8 protein-coding genes are annotated in these 14517 nt (G+C 69.7%); 2 read left to right on the plus strand and 6 right to left on the minus strand.

Annotation, left to right across the window (positions count from 1 at the left end; genetic code table 11):
• Window positions 1–185 precede the first annotated feature (185 nt).
• Together LRA98_RS13160 and LRA98_RS07425 are read right to left on the minus strand one after the other, a co-directional pair.
• Window positions 186–1664, minus strand: coding sequence for a sensor histidine kinase (locus LRA98_RS13160; RefSeq protein WP_238633399.1), 1479 nt, complete (start codon window positions 1662–1664; stop codon window positions 186–188).
• Window positions 1661–3028, minus strand: a complete 1368-nt coding sequence (locus LRA98_RS07425; protein WP_238633400.1) for a sigma-54-dependent transcriptional regulator — start codon at window positions 3026–3028, stop codon at window positions 1661–1663. The genes LRA98_RS13160 and LRA98_RS07425 overlap by 4 nt, the downstream gene beginning before the upstream one ends.
• A gap of 608 nt (window positions 3029–3636) precedes the next feature.
• On the opposite strand from LRA98_RS07425, the gene LRA98_RS07430 reads away from it, so the two are divergent.
• Complete coding sequence (locus LRA98_RS07430; RefSeq protein ID WP_238633401.1) at window positions 3637–4872, plus strand: hypothetical protein; 1236 nt, start codon at window positions 3637–3639, stop codon at window positions 4870–4872.
• An 81-nt stretch (window positions 4873–4953) separates the two neighbouring features.
• Here LRA98_RS07430 and LRA98_RS07435 read toward each other — a convergent pair whose 3' ends face one another.
• A complete protein-coding gene (locus LRA98_RS07435; protein WP_238633402.1) occupies window positions 4954–5586 on the minus strand; it encodes a hypothetical protein in 633 nt (210 codons plus the stop codon).
• Window positions 5587–5853: 267 nt separating this feature from the next.
• Between LRA98_RS07435 and LRA98_RS07440 the strand changes: the two genes are divergently transcribed.
• A complete protein-coding gene (locus LRA98_RS07440; protein WP_238633403.1) occupies window positions 5854–7902 on the plus strand; it encodes a BCCT family transporter in 2049 nt (682 codons plus the stop codon).
• A gap of 56 nt (window positions 7903–7958) precedes the next feature.
• Here the strand turns inward: LRA98_RS07440 and LRA98_RS07445 are convergent, their stop codons facing one another.
• Genes LRA98_RS07445 through uca form a run of 3 tightly spaced genes read right to left on the minus strand, consistent with a single transcriptional unit; the run spans window position 7959 to window position 14517 of the window.
• On the minus strand, window positions 7959–9074 hold the full coding sequence (locus LRA98_RS07445) for a glycosyltransferase family 4 protein (protein WP_238633404.1): 1116 nt from the start codon (window positions 9072–9074) through the stop codon (window positions 7959–7961).
• Window positions 9075–9127: 53 nt separating this feature from the next.
• Window positions 9128–10918 (minus strand): allophanate hydrolase, encoded by a 1791-nt coding sequence (atzF, locus tag LRA98_RS07450; RefSeq protein ID WP_238633405.1) that lies wholly within the window; start codon window positions 10916–10918, stop codon window positions 9128–9130.
• A complete protein-coding gene (uca, locus tag LRA98_RS07455) occupies window positions 10915–14517 on the minus strand; it encodes an urea carboxylase (RefSeq protein WP_238633406.1) in 3603 nt (1200 codons plus the stop codon). The genes atzF and uca overlap by 4 nt, the downstream gene beginning before the upstream one ends.

A 14517-nucleotide genomic window follows, 5' to 3' on the forward strand; every position in this document is an offset into this window, starting at 1 on the left:
GAGCAGGCTGCCTCTTCGGTCCGCTGCGGCGCCCCGGGGACCGGCATCGGGGTGGCGGATAGGGGCGGGTGCATCCTCATGGGCTGGCGCTCGTGGCAGTGGCACGGTGGATGGGCCGTGGGGCGTTCCGGGTGGACCCCGAGCCTATGCGCGGCCAGTGGCCCGTGCAACCGCAGGCGCCGCGATCAGGCGGGCGAGGCCTGGCCTGGGTAAGGGGTCGGTGAGCGGCCCGGTGCTTCGCCGGCCCCTGGCCAGTGCACCGTGAATGTGGTCCCGGCTCCGGGCGTCGAGTCGCAGGCGACCTCGCCGCCGGCTTCCTCCACGTAGCGCCGGACCAGCGCCAGCCCCAGCCCGGTGCCGTCGGTGCGGCTGGTGGCAAAGGGCTCGAACAGCCGCTCGCGCAGCGACGGTGGGATGCCCGGGCCGTCGTCCGCCACCTCCAGAACCAGCGTGCCGCGCTCATCCACACGGGCATCCACCTGCACCCGGCCGCCGGCGGGCACGGCCTGGACGGCGTTGCGCACCAGATTGGCGTAGACGATGCGAAAGCCCCCGGGCAGCTCCACCGGGGCGTCGGCGATCTCCGCGCTCAGGTTCACACCCTTGGCCTGGGCCTCGTTGCGCAGCACCGTCGTCCAGCTCTGCAGGATCTCGGTTAGCGCGCCGCTGCGCCGCTCGCTGCTGCGCCCGCAGCCGAATGCCATGAAATCGTTGACCAGCTCGTGGATGTGATCCAGCGAGCGGAAGATCGCCTCCCGGTCTTCCGCCTCCAGCGGGGCGACCTCGCAGAGCAGGCGCACCGGCACGATGCTGTTCTTGATGTCGTGGGCCAGCTCGGTGGCCATTTCCCCCAGCGTGGATAGGGCCTGGAGCTTCTCCAGATGCTCGTGGAGCCTGCGGTATTCGCTCAGGTCGGTGATCTTGATCAGGATCAGCTCACCCAGCACCCGGTAGGAGACCAGGGCGGGGCAATGTCGCCCCTCGAACGGGAGCTCCTGCTCGAAGGTGCCGGACCCGCTGCGCTCGATGCCGTTGCGGATGCGCAGCCATAGCCCGTTGCCGAGGATGTCCGGCACGCTGGCGCCCTGGCAGTCGGGGACCGGGCAGCTGGCGCAGCGGGTGCCGATGGCCGCGTTGCCGTGGCGGATGGTGCCGTCGGCCTCCACCAGCATGACCAGGTCCTCGACGCTGTCGAGCAGCCACTGCGAGCGCCCCAGCTGATCGACGGTGTTGAGCAGCTGCCGCTCGACGGTGTCCAGCTCATCCTCGCCCGAGCGCGGCTGCGGGGTGCCGGGGCAGTGGGCCGGGCGCGCGCCACCGCCCTGGGCCCGCCGGGCGCGGCGGTGGCCCTGCTCGACGAGACCGAGCATGCGCCTGCGCCAGCGAACGGCGATCAGCGCGCCGATGCCGGCGGCCAGCAGCGCACTCAGGCCGACCACCAGGATCGCCAGTCCCCGCACCCGGTCGAAGGCCTCGGAGACCACCGCGGCGTCGAGGATCACGCGCGCATCCGCCCCCTGTACGGCGCGCTCCACGCTCGCCTCGATCATGCCCCGGGCGTAGTGGTCGAACCAAAGGGTCAGCGGCAGGGCCACGAGCAGGGTCACCAGCAGGAAGGTGGCGCCCAGGCGTACCGCCATGTTGCGCGGCAGCCAGCACCTCACTCCGCCGTCTCCTCCATGGCCTGTAGCCGCGCGCGCAGGGTGTTGCGCGAGACGTTCAGGGCCTCGGCCACCCGGCTCTTGTTGCCGTTGTAGTGGGCCAGCGCCCGCTGCATGGCGCGGCGCTCGATCTCGTTGAGCAGCTCCGGCAGCTCCCCCTGGTAGAGGGCGCGGTCGAGCGCACCCTCCAGCGCTGCCTCGAAGTCGTCGCCGCCGGCCGGCTCGCCCTGTCCGGCGGCGAGTTCCAGGCTGTCGATCAGCCCGCGTTGCCGCTTGGCCGCGGCCCGGTAGACGGCGTTCTTGAGCTCGCGGACATTCCCCGGCCAGTTGTGCCCCTGGGCCTGGCGGCGCACCGCCGGGGTGATGCCGTGGATATCCAGATTCATCTCCCGGTTGGCGGTCTGGATGAAGGCCTCGATCAGCGACGGGACGTCCTCGAGTCGCTCGCGCAGCGGTGGGATGTGCACCGGGATCTGCGCCAGGCGGTAGTAGAGGTCGCTGCGGAACTGACCGGCGTCGGCGCCGAGGAGCTGGCGGTTGGTGGCGGCGATCACGCGCACATCGGCATGGCGCGGCGTCGACTCGCCCAGCCGATAGAAGCGCTTGTCCTCCAGAAAGCGCAGCAGTTTGGCCTGGAAGGCCAGCGGCATGTCGCCGATCTCGTCCAGGAAGAGCGTGCCGCCGTTGGCCGCCTCCACCTTGCCCTCGGCGGCGCGGCTGGCGCCGGTGAAGGCGCCGCTGGCGTGACCGAAGAGCTCCGCCTCGAGCAGGCTCTCCGGCATGGCGGTGCAGTTGATGGCCACGAACGGCCCATCCGCGCGGTGGGAGTGGCGGTGGACGAGCTCCGCCGAGACCTCCTTGCCGACACCGGTCTCGCCGGTGAGCAGGACGTTGAGGTCGTTGGCCGCGGCCACCCCCAACGCCTTGAAGACCTCCATCATCGCCGCCGAGGTCCCCAGCACGTCGTGGGCCTCGGCCGCCAGGGATCGCTCTGTATCAACCGTTTGTGCCGATTGGAGGAGGGCGTCATCGACAGCGCTCAGCAGGGCGTCGCTATCCAGCGGCTTACTTAGGATGTTTAAAGCGCCCCGTTTGGCGGCCTCGACAACGTTATCCGGAGCAGTGTGTGCGGACAGGACGATCGTCGGCGTCTCATCTCCGGCCTCGCGAGCTTCCTCAAGCAGCGTGAGACCGGAGCCGATCGTCAACTGAATGTCGAGGATGACCACGTCCGCATCGGCGAGCTGCGGGCGTGCCTCCTCCAGGTTATGAGCGCTAAGCACTTGCAGTCCCTGGCGCTCAAGTAGTCGGCGGACCGCATAAGTAATCTCTCGGTGATCGTCGACGACCAGGATCCGCCCACGCATGGTCGCCCTCCTTTGGGTCCGTGATGCAGATCGGATTGCGCCTCGAGGGCCGACTCGTCACGGCCCAGCGGGGGCCCGCACGGTTTTGGGTTGCCTGTATTGGTCGCTTCGCGGAAACCATGCTAGCGGTTGTCTTGACCATGATCAAAATTGCGACTCCGCTGCGGCGGAATGCCGCGAACCTATGCCATCGATTTGATCAATGAGCGGGTTCTTCGTTGATCGGGGCGGCGGCATCCTGGGCTGCTCTTGATCGGTTGGTTACCACCACTGGTCCGTTTCCGTTCGTTCATGTCCCGTGAAGCCGTACCCAGTCGAGGAGGGGGGTAGGGGACCGACACACGGTCGTTCGCCAGCGAGCCGAACGGGCAGCTGGTAAAAGTTTGACCAACGGCTGTTGCTCTCGCGCCTCCCCTGGTTGAAAGGTCTTTTAAAAACAGGATGTTACCGGAGGGAGGTGAGTTGGCCCGGTGATTGCTTCCCTGCGCTGCCGGCAACGGCAGCGACGCTGCGTTGCCCCGTGCGCTTGCCCCCCCCCGTTTGGGGAGCAGCTGACGAAAGGTGGTTCGAGGCCGAAAACCATTGCATTGATGACAGGGGGTAACTCGATGAGAGAACTGAGTGACATCACGCGTATCGGGGCCTGGGGCCTTCCGCTCCTCGCCCTGATCGTCGTTCTGGGCGCGTCGTTGTCCATCATTCCCAAGGACGCGGATGCGGTCCCGAGTCACTCCCGGCAGACGGGCCAGCCCTGCTCCGCCTGCCACACCCAGCCGCCGCGGCTGACCGAGTTCGGGCGGGAGTTCCAGATCTCCGGTTACACCATGGGCGCCGAGCCAGAGCTTGAACAGGCCAACATCTTCGAGAATATGCCCATCAGCGGCCGGCTGCGCGGCGATATTGACTACAACGAAGAGGATGAAAGCGAGGTCCGCCCGAAAAAACCTGACGTCCGGTTGTACTTCTCGGGTCGGCTGACCGATCACGTTGGCTTGTATACGCGCCTCGATAGTGACGGGATCGACGACGCGAAGGTGACCATTGCTGATGAGTTTGGCGACTATACCCTCGGCTTCGCCGGCGGCAACGTCGGCTTCGGGCGTGCCGATCCCTACGACACCCTCGGACGTGGCGGCGGTTTCCAACTCCAGCGCAATCTCGCCATCGATGCCGGCCGAGCCGATTTGCGCGGGGCCGCGTTGCGGAATCGAGGAACCGGGGGCACGGCTTACCTCCATGGCAACAACATCTATCTCGCCGCTGGTGCCTACGATCTGACCGGCGACGAGGGCGAGCTGGAGGACTTCGGTGTTCGTGCCGCCTACGAACTGCCGTTCGCCGACTCCCATGTCGGTGTGCATTGGTTGACCGCCGAGGAGGACTACGAGGGTAGCGATGGGCTGGATGACGGCAGTCGTGTAGGCCTGGATGCCGCCGCACAGTGGTCACTCAATGAGGACTGGCTCGCGGATGTTCAGGGTGTCGTCGTCTACAACGAGCAGGAGATATGGGGCGATACCGAAGCTGCAGCAGACACTGACCTCGGTGAGGACTACGATGTCGACCACTGGGGGTGGTCCATCTCGACGGCCCTGCACCGTGGTCCCTGGGCCTACGGGGTGAATTTCGGGCAATACATCTACGATGACGACTACTACGTAGAAGACGATGGCCTTGTCGAGTCCCCGGAGGTGACGTCGGTTAATCCCTTCATCTCCTGGATGTTTGCGGAGAACGCCCGTCTGGGCGTTGACGTGGAATATCTGGACAACGAAATCCCTGGTTTCGAGGAGGGGGAGTTCGACTACACTAGGGCCCGCATCCGGTACGACATCGGATTCTGATGGGTGCTTCCATGGGGACGGCTGGGGCTGGTCTTACCCAGCCGTCCGTCTTTTTTGGCAGCTGAGCGCATAGGCGGCTCGTCAGAGCGCCCCCCGATCACGGCGCCGGCGGTACTCCCGGTGGGCCGTCGCCAGGAACTCCGCCGAGAATGCGCTGAAAACGGCCAGCATAAGGCCGAGGACGCCCCCCAGCGCGAGAACCAGGCCGGCACGTGACCCCGCCTCCGCTGGTTCAGGTTCGGGGTCTCGATCGGTGAGATCGGCCAGCTCTTCGCTGGCACTCTCCCGCGCCGACTCAAGATCCTCCCGTTGTCCCTGAAGACGCTCATAGAGCCAAACGCCACCGGCGATCTCCGCGGCGCCGGCATCCTCCGGCGGCTCGGTCAGGCGCTCTTCCAGCCCCTGCGCGGCTTGCTCAAGACGCTCCAGCCGGGCATCGAACTTCGCGATGCGCTGCTCGGTGTCCTGGATCTTGGCCGTCGGGATCTCTGGGGGCTCGACCTCTGACTCGCCCGGAGCGGTCGCCGCCAGGTAGGTGGCGTAGGCCGCCGTCGCGCCGAAGACCAGCAGGAAGACCACCGCCATGGTGCGCCAGCGGCGCAGGAGGGTGAGATAGAGATCCACCAGCGAGATCTCGTCATCCTGCACGGCTCCCTGGGTCGGGCTGCGGCCCGTCTGTTCCACCGTTCCACGGTCCTGGTCCGAGGCGGTCATACCTCTCCTTCCTAGTGGGGCTGAGTGGCTGCCCGGGGTTGCGGCGCAGGGCAGCCCGCTGGTCCAAATGGGCGGCGCGTCATGGCTCCGGGTGGTCGAAAGATACAACGAACCCCGGGGCCCTGCAACGCAGTCGGTTAGCCCCACCCCGTTGTACGCCCCCACCAACCGGCATAAGCTTCCAGAGAAGCCTGTCCGGCCACCGCGCCCGAGCAGCGCATGGGCCTCGTGTCGGACCGGCGTCTTCGGCTACCACGAGAAGGGCCCATGACCGATCGCAAGCGCGCCTTCCGCACTGCCATCCTCGCCCCGGTCTTCTTCCCCGCCATCGCCGTCGCCCTGCTCTTGATCGTCGGCGCCATCAGCAGTCCGGACCTGGCGGGGGCGTTCTTCGAGCAGCTGCTCGCCTTCATCACCGAGACCTTCGGCTGGTTCTACATGCTGGCGGTGGGGGCGTTCCTGGTCTTTCTGATCAGCATCGCCTTCACCCGGTGGGGCAACATCAAGCTCGGCCCCGAGCACGGGGCGCCGCAGTACAGCTTCCCGGCCTGGTTCGCCATGCTCTTCTCGGCGGGCTACGGGATTGTGCTGCTCTTCTTCGGCGTTGCCGAGCCGGTGCTCCACTACGCCGATCCGCCCCGGGGGGATGCCGAGACGGTGGAGGCGGCGCAGCAGGCGATGCAGATCGCCTTCTTCCACTGGGGCTTTCACATCTGGGCCATCTACGGCCTGGTGGGCCTGGTGCTGGCGTACTTCTCGTTCCGCCACGGCCTGCCGCTGTCGATCCGCTCGGCGCTCTACCCGCTGATCGGCGAGCGCATCCACGGCCCCATCGGCCACACGGTGGATGTCTTCGCCATCCTGGGCACGCTGTTCGGCATCGCCACCACGCTGGGCCTGTCGGTGGCGCAGATCAACGCCGGCCTGAACTACCTCTGGCCGTCGATCCCCACCAGCACCACGGTCCAGGTCATCGTCATCGCGGTGATCACCGCACTGGCCACCATCTCGGTGGTGGCCGGGCTGGACAAGGGCATCAAGCGGCTGTCGATCGTCAACATGATCCTCGCCGCCACGCTGATGCTCTTCGTCTTTCTGGTCGGCCCGTCGATCCTCATCGTCGAGAGCTTCGTGCAGAACACAGGCAGCTACCTCAGCGGCATCGTCGAGCGCACCTTCAACCTGGAGGCGTACGACCGGCGCGAGTGGATCGGCAACTGGACGCTGTTCATCTTCGGCTGGACCATCGCCTGGGCGCCGTTCGTGGGCATGTTCATCGCCAAGATCAGCCGCGGGCGGACCATTCGGCAGTTTGTCTTCGGCGTGATGCTGGTGCCGACGCTGTTCACCTTCCTGTGGTTCTCGATCTTCGGCGGCACCGGGCTGAACCTGATCATGAACGAGGGCTACGAGCAGCTCATCGGCATGGTCCAGGACGACGAGGCGGTGGCGCTCTTCCAGCTCTACGACATGCTGCCCTGGAGCGCGCTGGCCTCATTCGTGACGGTGATCCTGATCATGACCTTCTTCGTCACCTCGTCGGACTCCGGCTCGCTGGTCATCGATCAGCTGGCCTCCGGCGGGCGGGCGGCCACGCCGGTCTGGCAGCGGGTCTTCTGGGCGGTGATGGAAGGCGCGGTGGCCGCGGTGCTGCTGGTCGCCGGCGGTCTGGCGGCGCTGCAGACCATGGCGGTGACCAGTGCGCTGCCCTTTGCCGTGATCATGCTGGTGGCGGCGCTCGGGCTGTGGCGGGCGCTGATCATCGAAAGCCACCACGACACCAGCCTGCAGAACCACGTCCAGCGCCGGCAGCGCTACGGCACCCTGCTGTGGAAGAAGCGCCTCTACGAGCTCTTCGACTTCCCCTCCCGCAAGGATGTCATGGCCTTCATCCGCGGGCCGGTGATCCAGGCCCTGGAGCACGTGCAGAAGGCGCTCCACCAGCGCGGCTGGCCCGCCGAGGTGGTCTTCGACGAGGAGCACGGGCGGGCGTACCTCACGGTCCACCGGGATGAGGTCATGGACTTCATCTACGACGTGCGCCTGACCGAGCGGCCGCGGCCGGCCTTCGCCTACCCGGAGATGGACCGCACGCCGGGCCCGGACGAGGTTTACTACCGCCCGGAGGTCTACCTGCGCCGGGGCGGGCAGTCGTACAGCGTCTATGAGTACAACGAGCAGGAGATCATCGACGACGTCCTCGACCACTTCGAGAGCTATCTGCAGTTCCTCGACACGGCGCCGGCGACCCTGCCCTGGGCCACCGAGGAGCACGACGAGATGATCGACGCCCCGGAGAGCGGCGGGAGCCGCTGAGGACCGTACACAGGGCGGCGTCGGGGCGCAGCGGCCCCGGCGCCTGCCCGCCGGGCTCAGTGCGCCGGGTGCTCCTCGCGTGCGCCCAGCACGTCGGCGTAGAGGGCCAGGGTCTCGCGGGCGGTGCGCTCCACAGTAAAACGTGTGGCGATGCGCTCGTGGGCCGCCGCGCCCATCCGCGCGCGCAGCTCGGCATCCGCGACCAGGTCGTGCAGGGCCTCGCCCAGGGCGGCCACGTCGCCTGCCGGTGTCACCCGGCCGCTGACGCCGTCCTCCACCAGCTCCGGATTCCCGCCGGAGTCCGAGACCACCGCCGGGATCCCCTGGGCCATGGCCTCGATGATCGCCCGCGGCAGCCCCTCGCGGCGCAGCGAGGGCAGGGTGGCGATGTCGAAGGCGCCGGCGATCTTCGGCGCGTCGGCCCGGAAGCCGGTGATGCGGATCCGCTCCGCCGCCGGGCTGGCCGCCGCCGCCCGCTCGATGGCCGGGTACTCGATGGGCCCGATGAGCACCAGGTGGGCGTTGTGCTCGGCGGGGATCTGCTCGAAGGCGCGGATCAGCTCGACGATGCCCTTGCGTTTTTTCATCCGCGCCACGCAGCCGATCACCGGCGCCCCCTCGGGGATGGCGAGATCGGCCGGTCGCTGGGCGTCGGGGTGCTGATACCAGGCCGGGCGGTGGCCCTTGTGGATGGTCACCACCCGCTCCGGGCGAAAGAGCCGGGTCCCGGGCAGGAAGGGCTTATCCAGGAAGTACTGGCGGATCGCCTCGCAGACGCAGACGATGCGCTCGATGCGCGGGTCGAGGAACGAGAGCCAGGAGAACGGATCCCAGTAGCTGAGGTTGCCGATGATCCCCCGGTAGGCCACCACCGGCAGCCGGGGCAGGCCCATGGCCGCCAGGTTGTAGTTGGTCAGGGCGATCTTGTAGTAGGCGTGCACCAGGTCAAAGGTGCGCTCCCGACGCAGGCGGCGCAGTGCGGCGATGGCCGCGCGGTCGGCCTTGCTGCGCATGCGCACCGGGATGACCTCCAGCCCGGCCGCCTCGAAGCGGCTGCGCATGGGCGCATCGGGCTGGCAGACGATGGTCGGCACCACGCCGTGGCTGGCCATCTCGATGACGCTCTCGCTCTCGGCGCGGTCGGTGGTGTCGAACAGATACAGGACTCGCACGGCAGGCCCTTCGGCGTCTGCGGGTGGTTGAACGCCGGCATGGTACCACCGCCTCAGCCGCCCACGTAGCGACGCCACCCGCCCAGGTGGGTGATCTCCTCGGCGCCCTCGAGCCCGGCGGCCTCACACAGAAAGCCCGGGATCCAGCGCCCGTCGGCCAGTTCCACCCGGCCGATGCCCAGTGGCGCGGGGATGCCGGCGATGAAGGCGCCCACTTCCTGCGCCGGCAGGCTCCACACCTCCACCTCGATGGCGCCGCCCTCCCGCCGGTCGCGGATCAGTCCGGGGCGCTGCGGCGCCTCGCCGGGCAGGGCGTAGAGCCGGTAGCGGGGCGCCGTCTGCATGGTGGCCAGCAGGCGGCCGCGGCGCTCGGTGAGCTGGTGATTGAGCGCCAGGCCGCTGAGGTGGGCGCCGCAGACGGCCAGCTCCACGGCGTGCCCCGGATCGGGGGGCGGCGGCTCGCTCGGCGGCAGCGGCCGGCCGGTGGCGCCCAGGGTGTCGACGCCGGTCTGATGGAGCTGTGCCGCCAGGCCGAGCAGGTCGGTGTCGTAGAACGCCGGGGCGAAGAGCGTGACCCCGAAGGGCAGGCCCTCGTCCTGGAATCCGGCGGGCACGGCCACGGCGCTGCAGTCGAGCAGGTTCATGAAGTTGGTGTAGTAGCCCAGCTCGCTGTTGCGGGCCACGGGCTCGGCGGCCACCGCCGCCTGGCTGGGGAGGGTGCCGGCGGTGGGGGTGATGGCCAGATCCACCTGCTGCCAGGCCGCCTGGGCCTGGCGGCGCAGGGCCTGCAGGCGGTAGGCCGCGGCGAAGGCGTCGCCGGCCCGGGGTTCGCTGCCGGCGCCGATGATCGTGCGGGTGACCGCCAGCAGGCTCTCCGGCTGGCGGTCGATGAAGGCGCGGATGGCGGCGTAGCGCTCGGCCACCCAGGGGCCCTCGTAGAGCAGGCGCGCGGCCTCGAGGAAGGGGCTGAAGTCCAGCTCCACCGGCACGCCGCCAAGCGCCTGCAGGCGCGCAACGGCCCGTTCGAAGAGCGCCGGCGTGTGCGCGTTGCCGAAGAAGGCGCGCTGCTCGGCCGGGGGTACGGCGAAGCGGAAGCCGTGGGCCGGGATCCGCCCCGGCCCCAGGGGCGGCGGCTGATCCGCGCGGGCGTAGGGGTCGGCGTCGTCGTACGCGCCAGCCACGGCGAGGATCCGCCCGGCGTCGGCGGCGGTGCCGGCAAAGATCGAGACCGCATCGAGGCTGCGACACGCCGGGACCACGCCGCGGGTGCTCAGCCGCCCGCAGGTGGGCTTGAGGCCGACGAGGTTGTTGAACGCCGCCGGCACCCGGCCCGAGCCGGCGGTGTCCGTGCCCAGGGCGAAGGGGACCTGGCCGAGGGCGACGGCCAGCGCCGAGCCGGAGCTGGAGCCGCCGGCGACGTAGTCCCGGTGAAAGGCGTTGGGGCAGGCGCCGTAGGGCGAGCGCGTGCCCACCAGGCCGGTGGCGAACTGATCCAGGTTGGTCTTGCCCAGGGGCACCGCCCCGGCGTCGATCAGCCGCTGGACGACGAAGGCGGACTCCGCCGGGGTGTAGGCGTAGTCCGGGCAGCCGGCGGTGGTCGGCACGCCGGCCAGGTCGATGTTGTCCTTGATGGCGAAGGGGATGCCGTAGAGCGGCAGCGACGCCGGGTCGAGCCCCGCCAGGCGGTCCAGGTAGGGGGCCAGCTGCGCCTCGTCCAGCACGTGGATCCAGGTGTGGTGGGTGTCGGCCAGGGCGGCGGCCCGGGCCCGGTGCAGTTCGCTGCGCGGATCCAGGGTGCCGTCGCGGTAGGCGGCCAGCCGTTCGGTTACGGTCAGCGGGGTCATGGCGTGCTCCCGTCGCGGCTTAGGGTCAGGAGGGTCTGCCCCGGGGCCACCTGGGCCCCTTCGCTGCACAGCAGGCGGCGGACCGTGCCGTCCTGTTCGGCGCAGATGGGGATCTCCATCTTCATCGATTCGAGCACCAGCAGGGTCTGGCCGGCCTCCACGCGCTCGCCCTCGCGCACCTGCAGCGACCACAGGTTGGCGTGGACGTGCCCGGTGACGGCCTGCTCGTCGGCGGCGAGTTCGACGCCCTCGGTGGCGGGCGGCGGCGGTTCGCTCTCGGCGTCGTAATCCGCCTGGCCGTTGGCGATCCAGCGCTGGCGCTCGGCCTCGAAGGCCTCCTGCTGGCGGGTCTTGAACGCCTCGATGGAGGCCTGGTGCTCGGTGAGAAAGCGGTTGTAGCGCTGCAGCGAGAAGGTGCTCTCCTCGATCTCCAGCGCCAGGCCGCCGCGGGGGAAGGCATCACGCATCTCCAGCAGTTCTGCCTCGCTCACCTCGTAGAAGCGGATCTGGTCGAAGAAGCGCAGCAGCCACGGCTTCTCGAAGGCCGGGGTGATGTGGTAGCGGTTCCAGATCTGCAGCGTCCGGCCCACGAACTGGTAGCCGCCGGGCCCCTCCATGCCGTAGATGCACAGGTACGAGCCGCCGATGCCCACCGCGTTCTCCGGCGTCCAGGTCCGCGCCGGGTTGTACTTGGTGGTCACCAGTCGGTGGCGCGGGTCCACCGGCGTGGCCAGGGGCGCGGAGAGGTAGACGTCGCCCAGGCCCATGACCAGGTAGGAGGCGTCGAAGACCGTCCGCTTGACCGCGGCCTCGTCGGGCAGGCCGTTGATGCGCCGGATGAACTCGATGTTGTCCGGGCACCAGGGGGCGTCGGCGCGCACCGACTGCATGTACTTCTCCGTGGCCAGGCGGGTCTGGGAGTCGTCCCAGGCCAGGGGGAGGTGGACGATGCGCGAGGGCATCTCGGCCTCGGAGAGATCGCGCAGCTCGCCCTCGGCCTGCTCGAGGATCGCCACCAGCCGCTCCTGGGGCAGGTGCCGGGGCTCGTAGTGGATCTGCAGGCTGCGCACGCCGGGGGTGAGTTCGAGGATCCCCGGGATGGCCTGCTCGGTCAGCCACTCGAGCAGGGCCTGGACGCGGAAGCGCAGGTTCAAATCGAGCACGATGGGGCCGTACTCCACCAGCAGGTAGCGCTCGCCGGCGCTGCGGTAGGTCACCGAGACCGGGGTCGTGGTGGCGTTCGCCGGGGCGCGGGCCGGATCGACCCGGCCCGGGTTGGTGGCGGGCAGGGGCGGGTCGGCCGGCTGGCCGGCGGCGATGGCCGTCTCCTGCGCCTCGGCCAGGTGCTGCCCGGTGGCGGCGTCGACGGCCTGGAAGCGGACCCGGTCGCCGGGGCGCAGCTGCCCCACCTTCCACAGGTCGGCGCTGACGATGGTCGCCGGGCAGACGAAGCCGCCCAGGCTCGGCCCGTCGGGGCCGAGGATCACCGGCATGTCGCCGGTGAAATCCACCGTGCCGATGGCGTAGGCGTTGTCGTGGATGTTCGACGGGTGCAGGCCGGCCTCGCCGCCGTCCGCCCGCGCCCACTCGGGCTTGGGCCCGATCAGGCGCACGCCGGTGCGGCTGGAGTTGTAGTGGACCTGCCAGGCGGTGGTGAAGAAGCGCTCGATGTCCGCCTCGGTGAAGAAATCCGGCGCGCCGTGGGGGCCGTAGACCGCGCGCAGGGTCCACTCGGTGGCGTGGGCGGGGATGGCCTCGGCGGGCAGGCGGGTCGGCGGGTGTTCCGGCGCCGGGCCGAGGTGCAGCACATCGCCGGTCTGCAGGGCGCGGCCACCGTGGCCGCCCATGCGCCCTAGGGTGAAGGTGGCGCGGCTGCCCAGGTGGCGGGGGACGTCGATGCCGCCGCGCACGAGCAGATAGGTGCGCACTCCAGGGCCCTCGGCGGTGCCCAGGCGCAGCCGCGCTCCGGCCGGGACGCTCACCGCCTGCCAGAACGGCACCGGGGCGCCGTCGAGCTCGGCAGCCATGGCCGCGCCGGTCAGGGCGATGGTGGCCTCGGTGTGGAAGCGCAGGTCGGCCCCGCTGGCGGTCATCTCCAGCCCGGCGGCCTGCTCGGCGTTGCCGACGATCCGATTGCCCAGGCGGAAGGCCAGCGCGTCCATGGGGCCCGAGGGCGGGACGCCGACCTCCCAGTAGCCCACGCGCCCGGGCCAATCCTGCACCGTGGTCTGGGTGCCCGGCTGGAGGACGTCGATGCTCGCCGGCTGGTAGGCGAAGCGATCCAGGTAGCGGGTGGTGGCCCGTCCGGCGGCGAAGGTGGCGTCGGCGGCGATGGCGCGCAGGTAGGGCAGGTTCGTCTCGACACCGTGCAGGGCGGTCTCGGCCAGGGCCTTGCGCAGGCGCGTCAGGGCATCGGCCCGGTCGGTGCCGTGGACGATGAGCTTGGCGATCATCGGGTCGTAGTGCGGGGTGATCGTACTGCCGCCCTCGACCCAGGTCTCGATGCGGGCCGTCTCCGGGAAGCGGACCTCGGTCAGCAGTCCGGTGCACGGCTGGAAGCCCTTGCCGGGGTCCTCGGCGTAGACCCGCGCCTGGATGGCGTGGCCGCGGGGCTCGGGCCGGCGGGCGGCGAGGTCGGTCAGGGTGCCGGCGGCGGCCTCGAGCATCCACGCCACCAGGTCGATGCCGGTGACCGCCTCGGTGACGCCGTGCTCGACCTGCAGCCGGGTGTTCATCTCCAGGAAGTAGAAGGCGCCGGTGTCGGCGTCGAGGATGTACTCCACGGTCCCGGCACTGCGGTAGGCCACCTGGCGGCCCAGCCGCTCGGCGGCGTCGAGCAGGGCCTGGCGGGTCTCCGCATCCAGGCCCGGGGCGGGGGTCTCCTCGACCACCTTCTGGTTGCGCCGCTGCAGCGAGCAGTCGCGCTCGCCCAGGGCGATGACGGTGCCCTGCCCGTCGCCGAAGAGCTGCACCTCGATATGGCGGCCGTGCTCGACGTACTTCTCCAGAAAGAGGCCGTCGTTGGAGAAGTTGTTCGCCGACAGGCGGCGCACCGAGTCGTAGGCCTCTTGCAGCGCGGCGGCGTCGTGGCAGAGCTGCATGCCGATCCCGCCGCCGCCGGCGGTGCTTTTGAGCATCACCGGGTAGCCGATCCGCTCGGCCTCGGCCACCGCCTCGGTCACACTGCTGAGCAGCCCGGTGCCGGGCAGCATCGGCACGTCGCTGGCCTCGGCCAGGGCGCGGGCGGTGTGCTTGAGGCCGAAGTCGCGCATCTGCTGCGGCGTCGGGCCGATGAATGCGATCCCCGCCGCCTCGCACGCCTCGGCGAAGGTGTCGTTCTCCGACAGGAAGCCGTAGCCCGGGTGGATGGCCTCGGCCCCGGTCTGCCGCGCGGCGGCGAGGATGGCCTCGTGGTTGAGGTACGACTCGGCGGCACTCGCCGGGCCGATGCAGATGGCCTCGTCGGCCTGGCGCACGTGCAGGGAGTGGCGGTCGGCCTCGGAGTGGACGGCCACCGAGGCGATGCCCAGCCGGCGCAGGGTACGCAGGATCCGGCAGGCGATGGCGCCGCGGTTGGCGATCAGGACCTTGCTGAACAT

Origin of the sequence: Halorhodospira sp. M38 (assembly GCF_022227985.1) — a bacterium.
In the GTDB taxonomy this organism is placed as follows: Bacteria; Pseudomonadota; Gammaproteobacteria; order Nitrococcales; family Halorhodospiraceae; genus Halorhodospira; species Halorhodospira halophila_A.

Coding starts and splice junctions, on each gene's coding strand:
- LRA98_RS07425 (WP_238633400.1), bottom strand. CDS start 3,028: ATGCGTGGGCGGATCCTGGTCGTCGACGATCACCGAGAGATTACTTAT.
- LRA98_RS07430 (WP_238633401.1), top strand. CDS start 3,637: ATGAGAGAACTGAGTGACATCACGCGTATCGGGGCCTGGGGCCTTCCG.
- LRA98_RS07435 (WP_238633402.1), bottom strand. CDS start 5,586: ATGACCGCCTCGGACCAGGACCGTGGAACGGTGGAACAGACGGGCCGC.
- LRA98_RS07440 (WP_238633403.1), top strand. CDS start 5,854: ATGACCGATCGCAAGCGCGCCTTCCGCACTGCCATCCTCGCCCCGGTC.
- atzF (WP_238633405.1), bottom strand. CDS start 10,918: ATGACCCCGCTGACCGTAACCGAACGGCTGGCCGCCTACCGCGACGGC.
- uca (WP_238633406.1), bottom strand. CDS start 14,517: ATGTTCAGCAAGGTCCTGATCGCCAACCGCGGCGCCATCGCCTGCCGG.